Source organism: Pseudoalteromonas sp. JC3 (assembly GCF_030291895.1).
Lineage (GTDB): Bacteria > Pseudomonadota > Gammaproteobacteria > Enterobacterales > Alteromonadaceae > Pseudoalteromonas.
On sequence record NZ_CP127855.1, the window covers coordinates 2,760,109 to 2,780,266 of the forward strand.

Annotated in this window: 23 protein-coding genes; 2 read left to right on the forward strand and 21 right to left on the reverse strand. The window is 41.4% G+C overall.

What is annotated here, in order from left to right; genetic code table 11:
- Positions 1–272 precede the first annotated feature (272 nt).
- Positions 273–974 carry a hypothetical protein gene (locus QSH61_RS11660; protein ID WP_010605170.1) on the forward strand — a complete coding sequence of 234 codons (702 nt, stop codon included), beginning with the start codon at positions 273–275 and terminating at the stop codon, positions 972–974.
- A 12-nt stretch (positions 975–986) separates the two neighbouring features.
- Here QSH61_RS11660 and QSH61_RS11665 read toward each other — a convergent pair whose 3' ends face one another.
- The 21 genes from QSH61_RS11665 to QSH61_RS11765 all read right to left on the reverse strand — a co-directional run bounded on the left by QSH61_RS11665 (position 987) and on the right by QSH61_RS11765 (position 18,574).
- Positions 987–2,333 (reverse strand): DUF2254 domain-containing protein, encoded by a 1,347-nt coding sequence (locus tag QSH61_RS11665; RefSeq protein WP_206471017.1) that lies wholly within the window; start codon positions 2,331–2,333, stop codon positions 987–989.
- A 122-nt stretch (positions 2,334–2,455) separates the two neighbouring features.
- Positions 2,456–3,838: a Na+/H+ antiporter NhaC family protein gene (locus QSH61_RS11670; RefSeq protein ID WP_206471018.1), complete on the reverse strand. Its 1,383-nt coding sequence runs from the start codon at positions 3,836–3,838 to the stop codon at positions 2,456–2,458.
- Positions 3,839–4,068: 230 nt separating this feature from the next.
- The gene (locus QSH61_RS11675) at positions 4,069–4,488 is read right to left on the reverse strand and encodes a hypothetical protein (protein WP_010605173.1); all 420 of its coding nucleotides are present in this window, start codon (positions 4,486–4,488) and stop codon (positions 4,069–4,071) included.
- Between the two features lie 52 nt (positions 4,489–4,540).
- Complete coding sequence (locus QSH61_RS11680) at positions 4,541–4,810, reverse strand: GNAT family N-acetyltransferase (protein WP_227387022.1); 270 nt, start codon at positions 4,808–4,810, stop codon at positions 4,541–4,543.
- 51 nt (positions 4,811–4,861) lie between these two features.
- A complete protein-coding gene (locus QSH61_RS11685; protein WP_227387021.1) occupies positions 4,862–4,999 on the reverse strand; it encodes a hypothetical protein in 138 nt (45 codons plus the stop codon).
- A gap of 31 nt (positions 5,000–5,030) precedes the next feature.
- Positions 5,031–5,405 carry a GFA family protein gene (locus QSH61_RS11690; protein ID WP_206471019.1) on the reverse strand — a complete coding sequence of 125 codons (375 nt, stop codon included), beginning with the start codon at positions 5,403–5,405 and terminating at the stop codon, positions 5,031–5,033.
- 139 nt (positions 5,406–5,544) lie between these two features.
- Positions 5,545–6,012 (reverse strand): DUF4265 domain-containing protein, encoded by a 468-nt coding sequence (locus tag QSH61_RS11695; protein ID WP_010605175.1) that lies wholly within the window; start codon positions 6,010–6,012, stop codon positions 5,545–5,547.
- 179 nt (positions 6,013–6,191) lie between these two features.
- On the reverse strand, positions 6,192–6,455 hold the full coding sequence (locus QSH61_RS11700; protein ID WP_206471020.1) for a hypothetical protein: 264 nt from the start codon (positions 6,453–6,455) through the stop codon (positions 6,192–6,194).
- Positions 6,456–6,600: 145 nt separating this feature from the next.
- A complete protein-coding gene (locus QSH61_RS11705; RefSeq protein ID WP_206471021.1) occupies positions 6,601–8,859 on the reverse strand; it encodes a hypothetical protein in 2,259 nt (752 codons plus the stop codon).
- A 64-nt stretch (positions 8,860–8,923) separates the two neighbouring features.
- Positions 8,924–9,244 (reverse strand): DMT family transporter, encoded by a 321-nt coding sequence (locus tag QSH61_RS11710; RefSeq protein WP_017216036.1) that lies wholly within the window; start codon positions 9,242–9,244, stop codon positions 8,924–8,926.
- An 836-nt stretch (positions 9,245–10,080) separates the two neighbouring features.
- Positions 10,081–10,596: a P-loop NTPase family protein gene (locus tag QSH61_RS11715; RefSeq protein ID WP_206471022.1), complete on the reverse strand. Its 516-nt coding sequence runs from the start codon at positions 10,594–10,596 to the stop codon at positions 10,081–10,083.
- Positions 10,597–10,848: 252 nt separating this feature from the next.
- Positions 10,849–11,463, reverse strand: a complete 615-nt coding sequence (locus QSH61_RS11720; protein ID WP_206471023.1) for a LysE family translocator — start codon at positions 11,461–11,463, stop codon at positions 10,849–10,851.
- 25 nt (positions 11,464–11,488) lie between these two features.
- A complete protein-coding gene (locus QSH61_RS11725) occupies positions 11,489–12,043 on the reverse strand; it encodes a GNAT family N-acetyltransferase (RefSeq protein ID WP_099028907.1) in 555 nt (184 codons plus the stop codon).
- 74 nt (positions 12,044–12,117) lie between these two features.
- Positions 12,118–12,744: an SMI1/KNR4 family protein gene (locus QSH61_RS11730; protein ID WP_095728453.1), complete on the reverse strand. Its 627-nt coding sequence runs from the start codon at positions 12,742–12,744 to the stop codon at positions 12,118–12,120.
- A gap of 78 nt (positions 12,745–12,822) precedes the next feature.
- On the reverse strand, positions 12,823–13,347 hold the full coding sequence (locus tag QSH61_RS11735; RefSeq protein WP_069018644.1) for a DUF4303 domain-containing protein: 525 nt from the start codon (positions 13,345–13,347) through the stop codon (positions 12,823–12,825).
- A 54-nt stretch (positions 13,348–13,401) separates the two neighbouring features.
- A complete protein-coding gene (locus tag QSH61_RS11740; protein WP_227387014.1) occupies positions 13,402–14,070 on the reverse strand; it encodes a hypothetical protein in 669 nt (222 codons plus the stop codon).
- A 329-nt stretch (positions 14,071–14,399) separates the two neighbouring features.
- Complete coding sequence (locus tag QSH61_RS11745; RefSeq protein ID WP_206471024.1) at positions 14,400–15,227, reverse strand: TolB-like translocation protein; 828 nt, start codon at positions 15,225–15,227, stop codon at positions 14,400–14,402.
- Positions 15,228–15,682: 455 nt separating this feature from the next.
- Positions 15,683–15,922, reverse strand: coding sequence for a hypothetical protein (locus QSH61_RS11750; RefSeq protein WP_045988746.1), 240 nt, complete (start codon positions 15,920–15,922; stop codon positions 15,683–15,685).
- 135 nt (positions 15,923–16,057) lie between these two features.
- Positions 16,058–17,170: a serine hydrolase domain-containing protein gene (locus QSH61_RS11755; protein WP_010605183.1), complete on the reverse strand. Its 1,113-nt coding sequence runs from the start codon at positions 17,168–17,170 to the stop codon at positions 16,058–16,060.
- 2 nt (positions 17,171–17,172) lie between these two features.
- On the reverse strand, positions 17,173–17,538 hold the full coding sequence (locus QSH61_RS11760; RefSeq protein WP_248298612.1) for a hypothetical protein: 366 nt from the start codon (positions 17,536–17,538) through the stop codon (positions 17,173–17,175).
- A gap of 85 nt (positions 17,539–17,623) precedes the next feature.
- Positions 17,624–18,574 (reverse strand): TolB family protein, encoded by a 951-nt coding sequence (locus QSH61_RS11765; RefSeq protein ID WP_206471025.1) that lies wholly within the window; start codon positions 18,572–18,574, stop codon positions 17,624–17,626.
- Positions 18,575–18,938: 364 nt separating this feature from the next.
- On the opposite strand from QSH61_RS11765, the gene QSH61_RS11770 reads away from it, so the two are divergent.
- The gene (locus tag QSH61_RS11770; protein WP_010605186.1) at positions 18,939–20,147 is read left to right on the forward strand and encodes a porin; all 1,209 of its coding nucleotides are present in this window, start codon (positions 18,939–18,941) and stop codon (positions 20,145–20,147) included.
- The last annotated feature ends 11 nt before the right edge of the window (positions 20,148–20,158 follow it).

A 20,158-nucleotide genomic window follows, 5' to 3' on the forward strand; every position in this document is an offset into this window, starting at 1 on the left:
CATCTGAATTATCAATTTTATGCTATTGAATGGCCACATAACTCGCCGATCCAGCCACAGAGTCAAGAGTTAGTGCTGATAGTACCAAAACCCACTGCTAAAACTGCAGTTAACGGCTAGAACTCAGGTAAACACTAAAATTTTAAACAAAACGATGGTATTTAGGGCGGATAGAGCCTGGTATTATTTCTAGTGAATTTCAAGTTGTTGCGGTTATAGGGTATAAACAACGCACACTAAAAATAATTTACATAAGATCAAGGAAGCGTTTCATGTCGTTAGCTAAACACACACTCGATTTATCACTAACGGATAAAGTTTGGTTCAAATATGTGACTCTAAAAAACAAAAATGAATTGAACGATAACTCTCAAGTATCACTCAAATCTATCGCAGCGCTGGGCATGCTTTCCGGTGGCGCTGAGTTTTTATTTGCATTATTAGTCTTCGCCTTGGCTATCACAGCGTCGTTTATTGATGGCGAGTACCCACGCTACCTTGCCTTTCCTGCTTGTTTAATCGCATTTTTAATTATCTTTTTCACTAAAAGAGTCATGCTGTACAAAAAATTTGGCTTTGGCTCTCAATGGGTGATGGACGTGTCGAAAAACCAATTAACCATTTCGCCCAAAGCAATAAAAACAAAGGTAACTGGTACGCAAAAAATTGCTAGAGAAGATATTACTGAAATCACCTTTCATTACTTACTATTAAAAGACCGCAAAGGCGGAAGAATAAAAACAACGGCCAATTTATGCTTTGCCGAAATCTTATTAAAAGATGGTACAAAAGTAGAACTCAATGGCACTCGGATCGGTTTTTTTGACTTACTCTACTTACTTATATTCTTTGATTATCCCTTAGTTTATCGAAATACGTCTGCAGGCGGCAGCTCTGATATTGCCATCATTTTACTCAGGTTACTCTCCCTTTCTGCCATTGCCGCCGGTCTTGCTAAGCTTGCGCTGAATTAAAAAAGTTCGCGCTTATTCTCGTTTAAATTGAGTAATAAGCGCTTCTCCTTTGTCGCCATTGATTTTCTCAATGGCCTCGAGCATTTCAATGATCCGTTGACGGTCAAACGGGTTAGTGATGGTATTGCGCACATCGTCGATGATGGCCTCTAGATAATTAAATAAACTTTCCGTCGCTTGTTGACCCGCACGTGAGCGAAACAGTATATTTTTAAACGCTTCCAACACATTAACCATGACATAGCCATCGGTCTTTGCATAGTTTCTTATCGGCGTAAAATTATCATGCAGTAATTCATCAAAAGACGCTTCGTGAATATATAAAAGCGGCTCATTTTTAGCGTGTTTAAAGGAGTAGTTCACATCGCAAATATCCAAACGCTGGATAAGTAAAATACTCAGCATATCAATCGCCTTTACCGCAGTACCGGGGTCATTAATCCCTGGGCTCATGGCCTTCACTGCAATCTCCGAGATTTGTGTTAAACCATAGCGATAATGGTCGCTGATGTACTCTTCAACATAAAAAATAAAACAGCCAAGTAACGCATCCTGTAGCGCCTCATTTTCACTAAGATCCTTATTACACTTAAGAAACGGATAGCCTTTAACGGTAAAAAACCCTTGTTTAACTGCAATATATATTTTTAAGTCATGTTGCTCGCACAACCCGCACAGTTTGTCACTGTGTACTCCCTTAAAATATCCCTCTTCTGTGCTGGGTAAATTATGCCAACTCGAAAAGTCAGGAAAGTTATCAAAAGGCTGCTCTTGCTGTTTGGTGATAATATTCTTCATCTCATTCTTGGTGTTGTTAAACAGTTCATTTAGCACATTATCGACCTGTATGGCGCGGGAGATTGAATGGATAAAAAATACAAAAAAGCCTAATGAGATCAGTCCAAACACCAACGAAAGTAAAACCCCTAACGCTGGGATCCCAGTTTCACCATTGCCCACACCACGAATGTTTATCAGCATAATGATGGCATAAATGATACTGCCGAGATAAAACCCCAATACCAGCTGGTGCGACTTTCTGGTGATAAGGCCTGGCAGTACCCTAGGTGACAACCCAGCGCTGGCATTATTCAGCACAATCATCACCATTGAAAAACTAAATACCGTCAATGAGATGATACTACCCACGAGCGTGCTTAAAATGGTTCGTGCGTTTTCTTCACTGTCGACAAGTACAATCGCTATAAGCTCCTTAAAGTTGCTGATAGGAGCTGCATATTCAAGTGCAGTGGTTATAAGCGCGAAAATGAAAAATGCAACTGCAAGTAAAGAGGGGTAGAAACCGATACTACTTATCAGTTCGCGATAATTTTCGGCTAACTTGCGAGGTGTGAACATTGCTATCCTTACACTTTGAGAGTCTGGTTATATAGCCTAGCAAGACTTGAGCAATAGAGTAATGTATTTTAGAAAGTTAGCTTCGAAGGGTTAGCAAAACTAACCCTAAAACTTACTTGCGATTATGCAATGATCAAGAAGCCAACAAAGGCGATAGCAGCCGCAATCAACGCATAAGGTAGCTGAGTGATGGCGTGACTGACTAAGTTACAATCTGAGCCTTGAGCTGCCAATACTGTAGAATCCGAGTAGAAACACGCTTGACTTCCAAATGATGATGCCGACAACAACGCGCCTATTACCAAAGGAATATTAGCATCTACAGCAACGGCCAATGGCATCACGATAGGAATAGTCACAGCGAAGATCCCCCAACTAGAGCCTGTTGCAAAAGCCAAAATAGCCATAGATAAAAACACCATCGCAGGCAGTAAACCAGCAGTCATATAAGGACTCAGCGCATTTATCACATATTGTGGCAATAGCAGCTGATCGCACACATCCTTAAAGATAAATGCGGCGATAACCGTTCCTATCGCGGGTAGCATGCATTTAAAACCATTGATCATTTGCTCAAGCATGTCTGCAAGCGGCATCAACCTTTGCACCATATAAAATGGGATAGTCACAGCCAAAGTCGCTAACAAGCCTTTCCATACATCAATGTCAAAATACACTGTAAACGCCACCAACAAACCAATGGGCACTAAAAAGTTAACCAGTTTGCCTTGAGTGTCGGCTTGTTCAAATTCCTGCTCAATGGCTTTTGCAGCATAGTGATCCGGTGTATGCACTTCTTCCAAATCAACCTGCTCAAGCGCAGGCTGTCCTTGTTTAGCTGCAAGCTCTGCTTTTTTCATTGGGCCGAATAGTGGAACAACACCAAATATCACCAGTGGCACCATAATTACAGCCACCCAAGCATACAGCATGTAAGGAATGGCCTGAATATACATGCTGATCCCCTGTCCTTCTCCGGCGACACCGTTATCAACCAGCAAACCACCAAAGAACACTGCCCAAGTCGAAAGTGGTACTAGAACACAGATAGGCGCAGCGGTTGAATCCACTACATAGGCAAGCATTTCCCTAGAAATCTTAAACTTATCGGTAACGCGACGCATCGTCTCACCAACCGTCAGCGCATTAAGATAGTCATCAATAAAAATGATCACACCTAAAAAATAGGTCATAAGCAAAGACGACTTTGGCCCTTTTGCCATTTTCAGTGCATTGCGACCAAATGCTAAGGCACCACCCGTGTGCACCAACAATGCTATCAAAGCACCAAACGTACCACATACCAGAATAAGCCAGCCGATGGTTTCATCGCCCATCACTTTTAGCGAAGCATCAGCAAAATTTGCCAATACGGTGGCAGGGTCTAACAATGCGAGTCCTACAAGCGCCCCTAAGACAAGGGACAAGATAGGACGACGTAAGATAATTGCAAGCGTCAATACGACGACTGGGGGAATGATGCTAATTGCACTTGGCTCAGCCATGCGAATTTCCCAAATCAAAGGAATTTGAGCTGCGGAAAAAGGGACGCAACATCGGCTATAAACAGCGGTTGATGCAGTCTTATCCGTTTCCCAAATTCAGAACAAAAGGTTAAAATCACAGGCACTTAATGGCGTGTGAGGATCTGCCTAATATTGGGTTGACGAGTTGACTGTATGGCCCTCATTGAAACATCGCGGAGAAAATATACAGAATTTGACTTTGCGTCAATTTATTTTTTGTCTAATGCTAGTTTTGCCATGTGCTTATTTACTTGCTCTATCTCTTCAGCGGTCAATTCGGCGTAACGTCTAGGATAAGACCACCCGTACCCCCAACGAAATGGCGTAGGTAAATAAGGAAGCCCACCAAGTCGTACACCCGCTAACATCAAGGTTGCCACTTCTTCTTGACCTACCGCAGCAACACATTTTTGCAAGGCAATGTCGGCATTTTCGCGCTCTATAGCGGTACCACCTTTCCAGTAGGCAAGGTCGTGTGCCGTGCAACAGCTCAACCACAGTTCATTTTGCGCCAAAGTACCATCAGGAAATGCACTACAACCATCGCTTGTGAATGGCTTTAATTCATCAGCACTGCCGTGGCTAGATGCAAACAGCAGTGAGAATATAATTACTATTTTTTTAATCATCGTAAATTACCGTTTGGCTACTTTTATGACTTCCAACCTTAGCTGGCGCACCTTACACTTTCATTTCCATCAGCTGCGCATCTTCACCATAACTTTTGCATACCTTAATTGGCTTTGGAACAAAGCCTAGTTTCAACCAAAACCCTACGCTATTTTGAACAGCCACGAGTCGAATGCGACAGTACCCCATTTGGGTCGCCAACTCAACTAAGCGTTTAATCATCAAGGCACCAATCCCCTGCCCAGATACGGCTTGTGAAACAACTAGGTCATGTAGAAACAACGACGAACTAGGCGGCTGTTCAGGAAGTAATGTAAACAAACTCGGCGGCTAGGGTGCGCCAATAAATAGGCATACACGGCTCGATGTTGTTTAAAAACAACTCTTTGGCGAGCGCATCCATTTACTTTTTAGGATATCCACAGTTTCCGGCGCAACATCATGATACGCCTGACTTTGTAGCGTTAGGATCTCAGGCCACGACGCATCTTCGATAGCGTAATAAGTCATAATATACTCACATACGACGCTTAGGTTAACTTCATCCTATGCGCCACCATTTTGGCCTTTTTGAAATATAAGAATGAGTTTTGGGTTCTAGGGCTTTACGACTATTGGCATCAAAAACGCCGAGCACCAATGCAATGACAGGTGCGTCATCTATTGCACCTAATGTGCTACCACACTCAGGGCAAAAAGCGCGCGATGAATAATCCGATGAACGCCACGCCTTAGGATCACCGCCAGGCCCATCCCAGCTTACCTCTTCACTTGCGAACTCTACCCATGTAACGGTTAGAGCACCGCTATGTCTTTGGCACATTTTACATGAGCAGGTATGAGGGTTACGAGGGACGCCAATCGCAGTAAAACGGATCTGCCCACATAAACATCCTCCAACAAAATTGACAGCCATCCTTGTGTTTCCTTAGTATTTCACCATTATCCTAAATTAAGTACGATAGTAAATTACCGTGCCTATAAAGTTCCAAGTGAAACACAAAACTGAACACTAAGCCACTGAATTTGTGATGCATTAGTTAGGTATCTCTTAGTTACGCACTGTTACCATCGAAGTTATCGTGGGGCTCGCCGGCAAGTTCATACTTCAATACGCCAAGCTCCTGATAATAATGCAAGATATCGATAAAAGATTCGTATTCTCTTTGCGGTGAAACCGTCAAGGCAAAGCACCCATCATCCAATTGCTCGCTCTCCACGCCAGATAGAGTAAGCTCTTGAAGTAGCTCTATGTTTTTGGCATTTTCTAACTCGTTTGTAAAGCGGATCCGCAAAGAGTGATACTCACTTCGAGCCACAATCTCGATGACGTCTAAAGAACCTTCGCTATCTGGTGCAACCAAAACGTGGTCGTCGTAGTTAACACCAAAAGCAAAAAGCGGAGCGCCTTTTATTTGATAAATATTATCGCTCACTGCCGTCGCAACAATAAATTCTTCAGCACAACCTTGAGGATGGTTTTTAAAAGTAAACCGTACTTTGTCAGTGACTACATCATTCATATGGATACAAACCGCCTTTACATGGACTGATCTCGTTTTATTTAACCGACCGTAAGTCCAACAAATAAAAGTTACCCACAATTACAATGTGTTACTTGTATATGGGTTTAGATTGCAAACATGATGCAGTAGCAAAACTGAAGAGAAAATTAAGCGACGACCTATAGAAAACAAAGTGGTTAATCACCAGCTAATTTTAGCTTTGAGATCGACTGTGCGATCTTTCTTTTTATAATTTTCTGTTCAATATATAAAGAGACTCCCACTCCTATCATAGCGGTGATAAGCATCACTAACCAAAAGGACAAATTGTCGTAAGACAATAACCCAGAACCGGCAAGGTAGACGTTAAACGGTACTGCAATAAACAATACACCAAGCGCTTTGCACAGCTCATTTAAGGTTGCTGAGTCTGCTTTCGCTTCTGTAATTACCTCATGCAATATCCGATCGTCTATCAGCTCGATTTTCGTGAAATTATTCCTTATCCATCGTAAGTAATCCAATTTATCTTTGCCTCCAAATTTCGGTTTTAGATATAACGTATACAATTTGGGAACGTGGTACTCTGAGACTCAAAGTGGCATGCTAACGTTTGCCCCAAAGCACATCAATTTCTTTACCGTCTTTAACAAACTCTAGCTTCACCGTCACTTTGGTACCATTTTGTGCCTGAGGAAAAGTGCGCGTACATTGCAATACATAATGGGCGAAAAAGCGGTTATAAAATCCATGTTCGCCCATGTCATCAAAAAGATTAAATGCTTTTTCAAGCACTGAATAATCCCCTTCTTGGTGATAAGCGAGGTTAAGTTGTGCAAAACCATCGCATAGGTTTTTAATGTCGTGCAAAATCCGCGGATGCAACTCGACTATTCCTGCAAGGGTTTGGAATTTACTCGCACCTAGCCTGCGCCAATCCCGCTCTTTGCGTGCAAGTTTTCGACATCCCTTTGCTTTGAGATATTGATATGTCGCCAGAGCCACTTCGTTATGAGAGTTAAGTTGCGAATTTAACAATGCCTCAAAAATCGCATCATATAATTTCACCCGATTTTCTATAGTCGCCCGCTCAGGAAGTATTTTGTGATTGATAGGTAATGCAGCGGCAAGCGAGATGGCCAGTCTTCTATTATCAAACTGACCTAATAAAGGTAGTAGCTGAACAAACGCGTCATGGTCAAGGTGTAAGGACTTAACGATCCGCACATTATCGGCATCTTTGAGTATCTCGCTCAATCGGTGTTTTGTATCCTCAGAGTCAAACTCTGGGATCATACCCCATACCGATAAATCATCGACCAAGTGGTCCAGCTCGTTACTGGTCACACTCGCCTCTTGCTGTTTATGTAAGAGCGTCAGACCCAATGTAAACTCGTTTAGCTTGGGCGGCGTTGATGTTGAAAAGGCCACCATCTGAGCATCAAAGCTGAGATAGTAATGACGTTTATCGCCATTAATATCATCTTGATAACCACGCATTCCAAGCGTAGCAAGTTGCACTCTATTTAGCTTGTCTCTCGTTTCAATGGTTTTAAATGAATAGCTGTTACGGCTCATGGCCGACCAAGCACCAAAGCCTAAATTGAACCCATAGGCTTGCTTGATTTCAGTACTGGTTTGAAAGAAGAAGCGCTCTATCTCGATTTCATCTTGGTAACTAGGCTGAGTGATAGTACCAACCCGCCCAAATAGCGCATCAAGATGCACCTGCTCTAGGCCTTTGGTAGTTAATTTCGCTTCAAGCAGCGATTGATGACTGGATAAACGCGTATATTCAAACTTAGCACTTAACTCGGCTTTCAGCTTTGCAGCCGTTTCAATATTTGCTAACACCGTTTTTTTAATGGTCAGCAGCTCGCTTTGGAGTCGTTCTAAACTGTCCATTAGTGGATCAAGCTGTAAGCGATCTTTTAATCTTAAGATCAGGTCGTTTTGCGCTTCATCGGGAGAGTCTGTTGCGACGAGTGAAAGGACTTCTTCAACCTTATCCAGAGGTGCATTGAATATCCCTGTCAAAATACTCGAATAAGCTTGCTTAAATCCGGCTTGGTCGGCAAATTTGGCGTTCACTCCCCCAGTGATTGTTAAAGCAGTATTCGACAATGTTGATTTTTTAATTGCGAGGAAAGTATGGTGTGGTTTATCCAAGCGTTTAGAAAAGACAACACGAAAGCCACCACGGATCTCGATATTAAGGTCCGCATTTAAAGCCGAATCAAGGTTAATATCAAGTAATTCTCCTTGATCCAACCAACGACTAAACATATCGAGATTTTGCGCGATTATATCTGACCACCTAAAATTGGCGCTCACCGTTAACGCCCCTGCCGTTTCCATCATTAATGCATTATTAGGTGCAAGTGACTTAATATCCTCAACATCGAAAATAACCGGCATAGTTGCAAGGTCGCGGCCTAAGGCAAAACCCACAGCTTCATGTGGTTGATGGCAAAGGTAGGCTGCTAGTTTACATTGTGCCTGCCCATCTGTATTAATACCAAGCAGCTCCGCTTTGGAGGCACCGGTGAGATCAAAGTCAATGTGTGTGCTGTATTTTATCCAGCACACCTCATCACTATAGGTAAGTGTTGTGGTAGGTTCGAGATTTGCATTAACCTCCTTTTGCTCACCAATAATACCGTCTTCATCGATGACTGTGCTCGCGTTGATAAGCTCTATCTTACTTTCACCAGTAACACTTGTGGTTATATCTTCCAATGCGAAGCTATGGCTTTCTACCATTTCCCCGCGCCAAGGTAACAAATCACCATGATAGTCTTTAAGTGGTGTGAGGGTAGTCTCGACAAGCGTTTGTAAGCCCGTCATATTCAGTTCAATCGTCATCGAATTTCCTTTTCATCTGAAGTGGAATTATCTAACCTAAGCTCCGATTAACTATAGCTGTAATTTAACCCTGAGAGGATAATTTTAGACCAATAATCCCAATCACTATCAGCAGTAAACTGAGTAGCTTAAGTGATGACAACGGCTCTTTAAAATAGACAAAGCCAACAATAATCGACCCTAGCATACCAATGCCAACCCAGACAGAATAAGCAACGCTAAGCGGTAAAGTTCGTAGTGCAACACTGAGAAAGTAGAAACTTGCGGCCATCGCCACTAAAGTAATAATTGAGGGAACAGGCTTCGTAAAACCGTTGGTAAATTTCAAACCAATAGCCCAAACGACTTCCAATAAACCTGCAAAAACAAGTAGCAACCAGCTCATGACAACTCCAAAATGGGGTCGTCCCCGCCAGTAAAAGAAAGCTCTGGAGGTCGTCCACCAGAGCGAGAGAAAATTAGCACGCCCGTGAAGCTAATTCAAGCTTCACGGCAAACAAATTAAGACTCAATTAAAATTGTAAAAGAGCGAGGGCCTGTTGACCTTTGCTGTTTGATTTTTGTTCTTCTGAGTGTGTTTTGGTCGCGACGCTCGACTTGTCGCCTAGTAATCTAGGCAAAAGTTGAGCAACAATGAACAAAGCGCACTCAGGTGAACCCAAAGGGCAGCGCTTGATTGGCATTTCTTCTGTGTTGCCCCACAAGGATGTGGGGTAAGGTGACTTTGCAGGAGCACAAAGTCTTTATCACCAGACTTACATAGAATGACTATGCTACGCTGGCTCTGCCTTGTATAAATACCAATCAAACTGCTGCAAAAACAAACTTGAAAGATCAACAGGCCCTAATATCCTAAAAAATCGCAGTTAGCCGTGACAGACAACACCTTCCAACCATCTTGCTCTATCTGCTCAATCTGTTGGTTGAGTAACTCAACGTCTGGTTGTGGCGAAAAAATGCTTTTTCTTATTAAATATTATAACTCTTCTCATGCACCTCTCCATGCGCAATTATCAAACCGGCTAAGTATAAAGAACAACAAAAAAGTACAAAGGCAAATAGCAAATAGCAAATAATAGCTGCGATTAGATGATTTATCACCGTTTTAGTGAGGGTAAGACCGCTACAAGCTTTATTATTCATCATTTACAGCGCAAAAGACGTAACACCAAAGGCTGTAAATCAAATCAATACATTACTCACGTTTACCCTTTGATGATATTACTTCGCATGTTGGCGTACAAAGCTATCAAGCGCCGCAACCGACTTAATCACATAGAGTGTTTTGGTTTGCGTGCTTTGCTCTAACTGCGATAAAAATTTTTCATTCCAAAATTGCGGGCAGCGCCTTAACGTTTTAATACTGGCAATCGTCCCTTTAAACACTGAGCTACCATCTGGCCAGCCTTCAGGCTTAGTGATCATGCTTTTTAAAAGACGTTTTATTACAAACCAATAACTCACTCGATATGGTAAGTCGATGTAGACTAAGGTATCTGCTGCATCTAAGCGCTGTTTAAACGCATCTAACGGACCAAAGCCGTCAATGATCCACGCATCAGTATTCAATATGTTTTGATGTGCTTTATCAAAAGCGGCTCTGTCAACAAACTCGCCATTTGCTTGGTAGAGCATCGAGTCTAATTGATACAACGGGATGTGTATTGCCGCGGCCAGTCCTTTACTCACCGTAGACTTGCCGCTTCCCGGTTTACCAAAAACTGCTATTTTCTTCATGTAACCTCCTTGCTGTGGCCCCACAAGGCAGATACAAAAAACCCACCTTACTTTGGTGGGTTCATTAAAAAAGCACACAAAACCACCACTCCTAAGGAATGGTAATAATTCGTGTACTTGTGAGAAATAGTTCTATATTCATAACGATACTTTCACGTAATGATTAGTTATTGTCAAGCACACGCAGGCTAGATGAGTGAATTGAGAAGTAGCATCACTTTGTGGGCTGGCGAGTCACTAACTTTGGCATCGCTACTGTCTACTCAACAGTAAGTTGCCGCCAGATAGCGCCAAAAATGAAGCACATGCACGATTAAAACGTTTAACCAATTTAGGTTTACTAAACCACTGCCTTAGATATAGCCCAATAACAGCGTACATAGCGATAGCCACTATTTCCAGAACGAGAAAAGTAGCCCCCAATAGTGAAAATTGCTCTGTCACATTTTTTGCAACGTCGACAAACTGAGGGAGAAAAGCGGTAAATATCAAAATTGCCTTTGGATTACCCGCAGCAAGAGCGAACTCTTGCTTCATCAGTCCGGTAATGCTCAGATTGCGGACATCATCCGAAACTGGACTAACGTCTGAGCGCCATAAATTATAAGCAATCCATAATAAATAGAGCGCGCCACAAATCTTAATGGCAAGAAACAATATTTCCGACGTGTACAGCACAACAGCAAGGCCTGAAGCGGCAAGCGCAATCATCACACAAAATGCGGCGAGCCTTCCAAATCCCGCAAGAAGAGCTATACGAAAACCATAACGACGAGCATTATTTAGCGCTAGAAGATTATTTGGCCCTGGTGCCATATTCAAGGCAAAGCAGGCTGGAATAAATAAAAGTAGTGTCCAGATGTCCATTGTCTTTCCTTTAAAAAATATTGGCTCAGCGATTAAATTCTGACTTTAATAACCCAAAGCACGTTAGGTCGTGAAATTGTTCTTTCCAATATCCACTTTGTCGTCTAACCCCCTCAGCTTTAAAACCTAGCTTTTCTAGCACAGCCTCTGACGCATGATTTCCCGGCACCGTATCTCCTTGAATTCGATTCAGTGCGCCACATGCTAGTAAACCACCAAACGCGGCGGTGATAATTTGGTGTAATGCTTCAGTGGTATAACCCTTTCCCCAAAATTTCGGCATCAAATCATAACCGATAACTGCATTTTTCATCGCTGAGTTCCATGAGTTAAAACCACACGTACCTATAAGCTGCTCAGTATCTTTTAATCGGATAGCCCAACGGATCCCAACACCGCTATCAAATCGAGAATGAAAGAAATCTATGAGTTTTTCAGCTTGTAATCGCTCACTAAACGCCTCTAAATCGTAGTATTTCACTACCTCTCGGTTTGAAAATAGTTCAAAAATAGCATTACTGTCGCATTCGGATAGCGCCGTAAGCTTCAAGCGTGGTGTTTCAAATTCTGGAAATTGCATATTGATCTCCTAAACATTCAAAACGCAACACAGAGATAACTTCAAACCGCGATAAATAGCATGGTGAAAGTTATCTATACTGCGCGAAATAGCACTTTGACTGCATCTAAAAAATGGCCGGATTGCGGCTGTTTAGTATTAAAACTTCTACCACCATCGTCTTCGACCACAATACTGTAATTACCTGACTCAAGTTCAGCGGTATACCACTGCATAAACTCAGAGAACGACTTAGCAATCACAAACTTTTCGTCTTCATCACGACCAAAGTTTATCACTTGTCCAACTGTGCCATTTTCGGCCGGATCAAAATCTAAACCAAGGTAGTTGCCTGCCCAATCATGGGCAAACGGTACCCACTTTTTATTGGCATAAACTTCTTTGATAAACCCAGGAACGTGAGAGGTTGAAAACATGCTCAGCTCTTTCATTCCCTCTTCACCTTGTGAATCGATGATTTCAGCCCACGAACACCATTCTTCATAAACTCTGTTCAAAGGTAGAAAATTGAGTCCGTAAAATAAACCAGTATTGATCTCATCTTTCTGGCCGTTATGTTCGAGATACATCGCTTTCAATCGCTCAGGCAGTTCAACACCGAGCTTATTCTCTAGGCTTGCTATTTCACTCGCTGTCGCCGGCTGATTAAGATCACACATAAGCTCAGGCAATGTTGCCTGTACCCATTCCATCAAGTTCATTTTAATTACTTCCTTATCACTTAAATCTAAGAGTTAATTCCATTGATATCTAAAATACGCGTGTTTACTCATCCGCCTTCAACCAAACCGAGCATGCCAATCATTGAATCGGTTCAGCAACTCTGCGCTATTTAGCTTACGATTTGCTGCGCTTTCAAGTTCCAACATATGCTCGCTTGGATCTGTACTTAGCACTGACAGAAAAACATTTTTGGCAAAGACGCCTTCTTGCCTCAACTCTAAAAGCGCCAATACAAAAGCCTTGAAAGTGGGGTTGATAATTTCTTCAAGATAATTTTCATAGAGCTTTGCATCTTCCAGTTCAAGGCGAGCTGCGAGTAAAGTAGCAACACCTTTAAAATGCACATCCCTATCGCTTAAATCCCACTCAACGGGAGAGAACTCAAACTCAGTATTATCATCTTGTGAAAGCCATTGTTGTGTCATGGCAACGTGATAGAGCGTCATTACACTATCATCAGTACATAAGGCATAACCGAGCAACTCATCTGGCTGGTGTATACGTTGGAGGTTTGTAAAAGTAGTTTTTACGGCATCTTTGACGAGACTTTTCAACTTATCAAAGTCAATCAAATCTGACATGGCACAACCTCCATACACTACACTCTGGATAACACACCAAACAGATCCGCAGGCTTATTTATCTGCTAATGACATCGACCCAACTATTTTGCCATTTTCGATTAAAAAGAGCCTATTTGCGATAGGTGCGTTACCGTAACTATCATCGTTCCAAGCTTCGCTATGTAAATAAATAAACTTATCCAATAAATCGTGCGATGCATCTCTGGATACCACCATTAATCCGGTACGTCTCGCTATTGAGACAAGTAACTGTTCGGCATCTAGCATTTCGTGCGCTTTCAGCATTTGCGTTTGAGATAAAATCGCTTCACTACTAAAAGACTCTCCGCTGGCAGTTAATACTTGGTTGTTTAGCACTGCGGACGGGACAAAGGTTACATCTAAAGCATCAATATTTTGAAAAGCCTGTGGAACTACCACATTTAAATCGATCTCTTGACCGTCTTGATGTGTTAAAAAAACGAAGTTATCTGGGGTATCATAACCAAAACCAATCACGACTTCTGGGTCATCTTCTGGGCCAATTAATACTGAATAAACCGCACCGTATTGAATACCTGGCCAATCTCCAGCCTTAATAATGGGATAAATTGTTCTATCCTTTAAGTCCATTGCTATTTCCTTATCTAAGTTGTTTGGTAAAGTAGTTTCTATTGGCATGTCTGCAACAACATCTCCCGAAAACGCAGCTACCAATAACAGTATTAAAAAGACCTTCATAAAAATTTAAGCCTCAATCAAGTAAGACGTACTGCGTAATTGTCGGTTCGAATGTGTTCGTACTTATGCTGACGGTTGTAAGGGAGATAAATAGACGCACTAGATTTTTGGATTTATTTTGCGATATCCATACCATGCTATCTAAATACGATACTATTCTCAGCAATCCCTGGCAGTATCCATGCTTTTTTATTAAATCACCTTTGTTCCTTTTTTCAAGGTAATTTTATTAGACCATTAATAAAAAATTCAGTGATGTAGAAAAAGGCATGCATGCATGCCGTTTAGTCTAGGTTTTTAGTAGTAGTATAACCAAGAATAATTGAGTGCTAGCGTGTTGGTCTCAGCGTTTCAATAACCTTCGCATCCATCCAATATGGATTACCTTCCCAGTAACTCGTGCCGTCTTTTTTGACTTTTTTGTCACCTCGCCAAAAAAATAAGTACTTTCCGTCTGGTGATACTTTAGGTCGTTGCTCGTACGCAGCCGTATTAATCGTATCTCCCATATTTATTGCGTTTGTCCATGTGCCATCTTGGTTACGAAAACTAATGTAGATATCAGGCGTGTTTTCACCTTCCTTTTCAGCATCCCACATAATATAAGACTCATCTGGCGCGATGTAGGGGTGAGCAATGTACTTTCCTTGGTTAATTGCCTTACTCATTTTGTGCGGTGTTTCATATTTGCCATCAACAAGCCGTGAATAACTCAAATGCCCACTGCCGTCTTTCAAATCTAAGACATAAAAGTAGTGTGTCCCTTTTGCTGAGGTGGTATAACCTCTGATTGGAATATCTTTAAAAGGCTCGATGTTTTGTATGTGTGAAACCGGTGGGCTAAATTGCTCCTGATATGCTTTTCTATCTGCTTCGGGTATTGATTTTTCAATCCATTGATTGTTTTTATATTGCATCACAATCCATGTTGGTTTTTGATATTCCCCACCAGAGCGAGTAAAAGAAAGCTCTGACATATCTGGCAAAAACAACACTTCAGTCTCGCGGTGCTCATCCGTAGAAACGACACCTGGAGCAAATAACTCGGGTGTTAATCCCGGTGTTTTTTGTCCTAAATCGTAATTGTTTTGGGCATAACTTTTATCGCAAATTATTAAACTGCAAAACATAGCAACTAGAATGCTCATCTGCTTCATAAACTATCCTTTTATTAGAGCCTTTAGTTTTCAAGTAAATATAATTGCACTAGGAAACAGACAAATCCAAGCACCTTTACAAAACCTGACAATAACACCAGTTTGTCTTAATACTTGCTCAATTTGAAGGAGCAAATCTGACGCTAACTGCGTTAAAGATTTCTTATTTAGAATAACTAAATAACCTGAGCTGCGGATAATTAATGCCTTTCTAGCAGCCAGTTTTAGCGCTAACTGCGTTGAATTCACTTCCAATAGCCAGCTATTGGTGCGTAAATTCGCCTTGTTTTCCCTAAAACTCTCTGGCTAGACAAGGAAAAAACTAAGTTGTGCTTTAGCAACAATGAGTTGGAACATTCCTTATCCAAACCTCAGGTTAAATAGCAAAATCTTTGTCTTGTTATCGACAAGATTTTCTCGCCTCAAAATAGAGCACTTAATTAAGCAAATTGATGTTACACCGCAAAGCCTCGCCATTGCGGAATCAAAAGGCCTGCAATAAACCAAGGAACTTGTAGTACGAGAATACACAGTGCATACAAACGCAACTGCTCAGCAGTCCATAGCGCAGCAAACCACCCTATGATAAAGAACGACTTCCATCCTTCTATTTTTGCAGCTCCGCCAAAATTTAAAATCCAAAGCCAAAATGCCGCAAGTGTGACATGAGAGAGTATCCATGTAAGTAAACTCATACCTAACTCCTTGTCTCTAAGTTCGTACCCGATCCAGCTTTCGCTTCAGAAAGTAAGCTAATGAAGCTGATATTAAACCACTTTAATCAATTGCATATTTTTTAACTTCTTGAATCCGGAATTTTCATTGTCTTTTTAGCGCTTAGCGTGCTCATACTTTTCAACAATCGCATTGGCAATATCATTTAATTTCCCTTGCGTGTTGTTCGCTGAAACATTTGTGGCAATAAATATTCCTAACTTCTGCTTTGGATAAAGCGCAAGCCAAGTGGAAGTACCTATAGAGCCTCCACTGTGATAGAACATAGGATTAGCTGAGTGATACTCGTATGTATTCCAAAAAAATGCATGGCCATGTTCACTGCTGGTTTCTGTTAATAAGGTGCGCGACAACAGCACTTCTTCTGCTTGGGTGCTGAGTAAATACTGCATATAATCGGCAATCGAAGCTGCATTGGATGTTAGTCCGCCTTCAGCAAACGAGTGTGGACTGAGTAACGGTGCAATTTTGCCGTTTCTATCTACCCCTCTCGTTATTTTACTTATCTCACTGGGCTCTAAACGAAACCTTGTATGTTCTTCACCCGATTGTTCCGTGATCAATTGCGCAACAAGTGTAGATAGTGGTCGGTTATACACGTTTTCCAAAATATACCCAGTCAGGTTTGCGCCAACATTGGAGTATTGAAATGTCTGACCAGGCATTGAGGTAAGTTGGTACTGAGCTAAATCTTCAAAAAACTTCGCTTTTGAATAGTTAGAGAACAGCTCAAAAGCCTTGCCAGACTTTATATCTGCGCTTGTATATGCAAAATCTTGCGGTAAACCACTTCTGTGAGTCGCGAGATGACGCAAAGTGATAGGTTTGCCTAGATGTTGCAGGTTTTGATAATCACCACCCTGCAAGTACACCCTAATATCTTCATCTAATTGCACTTTTTTATCTACTACCGCCTTGGCAAGCAACAACCCGGTATAAGTTTTAGTGATGGATGCAATTTCATACACGGTATCATGGCGTGGCTTTGTACCATCAGGAAACTCGCCAAATTGCTTTTGATAGTTAAGCTTATCATTCACAATAGCGATGGAAGCAATTTGTGCATTTTCCTCAATCAGAAAATCTGTTAGTTTTTTCTCAACAAACGCGTCAAAGTCTAGTTTGCTATCGTTGTTGCAGGCGGTTAACACCATCAAAAAGAGCATCAAACAAAGTAGAGTTAATGATTTCACTGAACGTAGCAGCATATTTACTCTGGCGCCTCGGTTAATTGATTGATGTATTCCAATAGAAGGCTTTTATTTACTTCATTATCAACCAGTCGCACGGCTACTTTGGTGTTTTTCAGCGCTTGTAAGTTATCCTCATTCGCCTCAAATGCCTTTGCTAATGACTCATAGGCTTGCCAAGACTTAGGTTGATATTCGGTGTAACGTTCTGCGACTTCTATCGCTTCTATGACTCGGCCTTGTCTAATCAAATACGTACTAATGAAGCCGAGCCTATTAACACTATTCCAACGCGTTGATCTTGGCAATATAGTAAAATTATAACGGTCTCTTAATTGGTCGTAGTTGTTATTAATATTTTGTAGAACATTACCAGATTTAGTCACAATATCGCGATACTTCTTTTCCTTTTTTAGGTCGTCTCCAACAACAGCAAAAGTAAATAACTTAAGCTGCGGTCAGCGCACAGGTCTACTGGCGCTCATTTGTTTTCTTTAATTTTTGTAGCGTTTCTTGGTCAAGACCTGGCACAACTGTCGCTTGCGAGCTGTTTTGAAGTATTTTTTTGATAGACGTGCCATCCACATTTATAGAAAAGACATCATAAAAGCCAAATACATTCTCTGAAGCGAAATACACCTTTGTGCCGTCTGGAGACCAAGATGGATCCCACTCTTGAATGTTATTACGAGTCAGTCGCTTGTTATTGGTTCCATCAATACTCATAACATATACTTCCTGATTCCCATCTCTATTAGATAGATAGGCTATTTTTGTGCCATCTGGGGAAATTTGAGGAGACATGTTATCAGTGTCGTCTTGAGTGAGTTGAATAACCTCGCTGCCATCCAAATTGGCAATGCTAATTTGGCTTGGGCTGGCTTTAGATTGGTATAGTAATCGACCATCTGGCAGAAATTCTGGAGCACGACCTTCGAGATTTTTAATTTGGCGCTGTTCACTACCATCAGCATTCATTAACCAAATTTCTTCCTGCCAAACACCTTCCTTATTTTCATATTCTCTAGCAAACGCTATCGTCATTCCATCCAAAGACCAAGCAGGTGCACTATCCCACACATATTTTTTACTGGTTAATCTTTTCAGATTGCGGCCAGTAATATCAACGGTATGAATTGACCATGTTTTGAAGTTATCGTATTTACCGTAAAAGGTTACTTTGTCTCCCGATGGTGAGACAGCAGGATAGCCGTCACTTGACGTGGCTTTCACGATCTTTACTGGCGATTTACCACCTTGGTCACTTAAGTAAATCGCTTTGCTATTACCGTCTTTAAGACCATATATAACACCATACGACTCTGTTGGTAGTTCGCTATATGATTGAACTTCATGAATAAAAAACAACATAATGGTGGAAAAACAAGCCAATTTTGAGATGCCAATTTTTTTAACAAGCATTACTCAATCTCCCTTTTGTAGTTGTGTATCTAATTGGAAGACTACAGAAGTCTATCTACCAAAAACATGATGTTTTATTGATTTTTCGCTGAATTACACTTTTTCGTGCTATCTTGCAGTAACAAAACGCTGATATTGCTATAACCCCTTACATTTATTGCGTAAAATCAATCAATAACCTCAGAACTCGTACTTTCCTAACTCATTGATATTTAAACTCAATGAACAGGAAATGAATAAATTTACCAAAAACCACGTTATTTTCTTGATATTTTTTCACTTTTGCCTGTATTTTAGCTTTGATAATCTCCATTTTTTAGCTAATTTAGCCCTATTTAGCAACAACATTGAAACAAGGTAATTCATGAAAAGAACACTTGCTGCCACCCTAATCGCTAGCGTGACTACTATTCCAACAGTGAACGCTATCGAGATATTCAAAGATGAAAAGAATAGTGTCACGGTTGGCGGCTTTATCGATGCTCGAGTTATTAACACTCAAGGCGAGACTGAGTTGGTAAACGGCGCATCGCGTATTAACTTTGACTTTAAACGCCAATTGAAAAACAACTGGCAGGCTTTCGCACTCCTTGAATGGGGTGTAAACCCTGTTGGTAGTAGTGATATTGTTTACAGCAACCGCTTCGAATCAATACAAGACGAGTTTTTATATAACCGATTAGGTTATGTTGGTATTAAGCACGATGAATACGGCCAAGTTACCCTAGGAAAACAATGGGGCGCTTGGTACGACGTGGTATACAGCACCAACTACAGCCTAGTTTGGGATGGTAATGCCGCAGGTGTTTACACCTATAACAAAGACGACGGCGCGATCAATGGTACTGGTCGTGGTGATAAAGTGCTGCAATACCGTAATCAATTTGGCAAGCTGAGCTTTGCTGTACAAGCTCAGCTAAAATCTGATGACTTTTATACTTGTGATGTCGTTGATATTTCGAGCAGCTCCTGCGAAGCCCAATTTAATCAAGGGAACAACGCGGCACAAAAAGTAGAGTTTAATTCAACTTATGGTGCCTCACTTACCTATGCTGCGACCGAAAACTTAACTCTCACAGCCGGTGTTAACCGCGGCGCGTTTGATATTGTGTACGCTGGTGGCCGAAATCAATCGGTTAAAGATTTAATTTATGGCGTCGGTATTACTTACGGGGATTTCTATAAGCCTGGTTGGTATGCAGCTGCAAACATCAATAAAAACGAAAACCACGATACAGATAACCTAGGCCGCTTAATCAAGGATGCCGTTGGATTAGAGTCGCTTGTTAGCTACCGCTTTGATAATGACGTGCGTACATTTATCGCTTACAACGTATTTGATGCGGGCGATGACTATGTGATCCAACCAAACTTTAATGCTGATCCTAATGATGTTTTTAAGCGTCAGTTTGCCGTGATAGGCGCACACTACTTTATGTCTGAAGACACCATTTTGTACATTGAAGCGCGTAAGGACTTTAGTGACTTCTCAAGCGCCGATGCCGCGCAAGAAGCACAAATGTCACAAACCGAAGACGACGGTATCGCCATCGGTTTCCATTACACGCTGTAAGACTAAGCACT

Bases quoted from the DNA above. Each gene is read 5' to 3' on its own strand.
- QSH61_RS11660 (WP_010605170.1), top strand. From the start codon at position 273: ATGTCGTTAGCTAAACACACACTCGATTTATCACTAACGGATAAAGTT.
- QSH61_RS11665 (WP_206471017.1), bottom strand. From the start codon at position 2,333: ATGTTCACACCTCGCAAGTTAGCCGAAAATTATCGCGAACTGATAAGT.
- QSH61_RS11670 (WP_206471018.1), bottom strand. From the start codon at position 3,838: ATGGCTGAGCCAAGTGCAATTAGCATCATTCCCCCAGTCGTCGTATTG.
- QSH61_RS11675 (WP_010605173.1), bottom strand. From the start codon at position 4,488: ATGATTAAAAAAATAGTAATTATATTCTCACTGCTGTTTGCATCTAGC.
- QSH61_RS11685 (WP_227387021.1), bottom strand. From the start codon at position 4,999: ATGACTTATTACGCTATCGAAGATGCGTCGTGGCCTGAGATCCTAACG.
- QSH61_RS11690 (WP_206471019.1), bottom strand. From the start codon at position 5,405: ATGGCTGTCAATTTTGTTGGAGGATGTTTATGTGGGCAGATCCGTTTT.
- QSH61_RS11695 (WP_010605175.1), bottom strand. From the start codon at position 6,012: ATGAATGATGTAGTCACTGACAAAGTACGGTTTACTTTTAAAAACCAT.
- QSH61_RS11705 (WP_206471021.1), bottom strand. From the start codon at position 8,859: ATGACGATTGAACTGAATATGACGGGCTTACAAACGCTTGTCGAGACT.
- QSH61_RS11710 (WP_017216036.1), bottom strand. From the start codon at position 9,244: ATGAGCTGGTTGCTACTTGTTTTTGCAGGTTTATTGGAAGTCGTTTGG.
- QSH61_RS11715 (WP_206471022.1), bottom strand. From the start codon at position 10,596: ATGAAGAAAATAGCAGTTTTTGGTAAACCGGGAAGCGGCAAGTCTACG.
- QSH61_RS11720 (WP_206471023.1), bottom strand. From the start codon at position 11,463: ATGGACATCTGGACACTACTTTTATTTATTCCAGCCTGCTTTGCCTTG.
- QSH61_RS11725 (WP_099028907.1), bottom strand. From the start codon at position 12,043: ATGCAATTTCCAGAATTTGAAACACCACGCTTGAAGCTTACGGCGCTA.
- QSH61_RS11730 (WP_095728453.1), bottom strand. From the start codon at position 12,744: ATGAACTTGATGGAATGGGTACAGGCAACATTGCCTGAGCTTATGTGT.
- QSH61_RS11735 (WP_069018644.1), bottom strand. From the start codon at position 13,347: ATGTCAGATTTGATTGACTTTGATAAGTTGAAAAGTCTCGTCAAAGAT.
- QSH61_RS11740 (WP_227387014.1), bottom strand. From the start codon at position 14,070: ATGAAGGTCTTTTTAATACTGTTATTGGTAGCTGCGTTTTCGGGAGAT.
- QSH61_RS11745 (WP_206471024.1), bottom strand. From the start codon at position 15,227: ATGAAGCAGATGAGCATTCTAGTTGCTATGTTTTGCAGTTTAATAATT.
- QSH61_RS11750 (WP_045988746.1), bottom strand. From the start codon at position 15,922: ATGAGTTTACTTACATGGATACTCTCTCATGTCACACTTGCGGCATTT.
- QSH61_RS11755 (WP_010605183.1), bottom strand. From the start codon at position 17,170: ATGCTGCTACGTTCAGTGAAATCATTAACTCTACTTTGTTTGATGCTC.
- QSH61_RS11765 (WP_206471025.1), bottom strand. From the start codon at position 18,574: ATGCTTGTTAAAAAAATTGGCATCTCAAAATTGGCTTGTTTTTCCACC.
- QSH61_RS11770 (WP_010605186.1), top strand. From the start codon at position 18,939: ATGAAAAGAACACTTGCTGCCACCCTAATCGCTAGCGTGACTACTATT.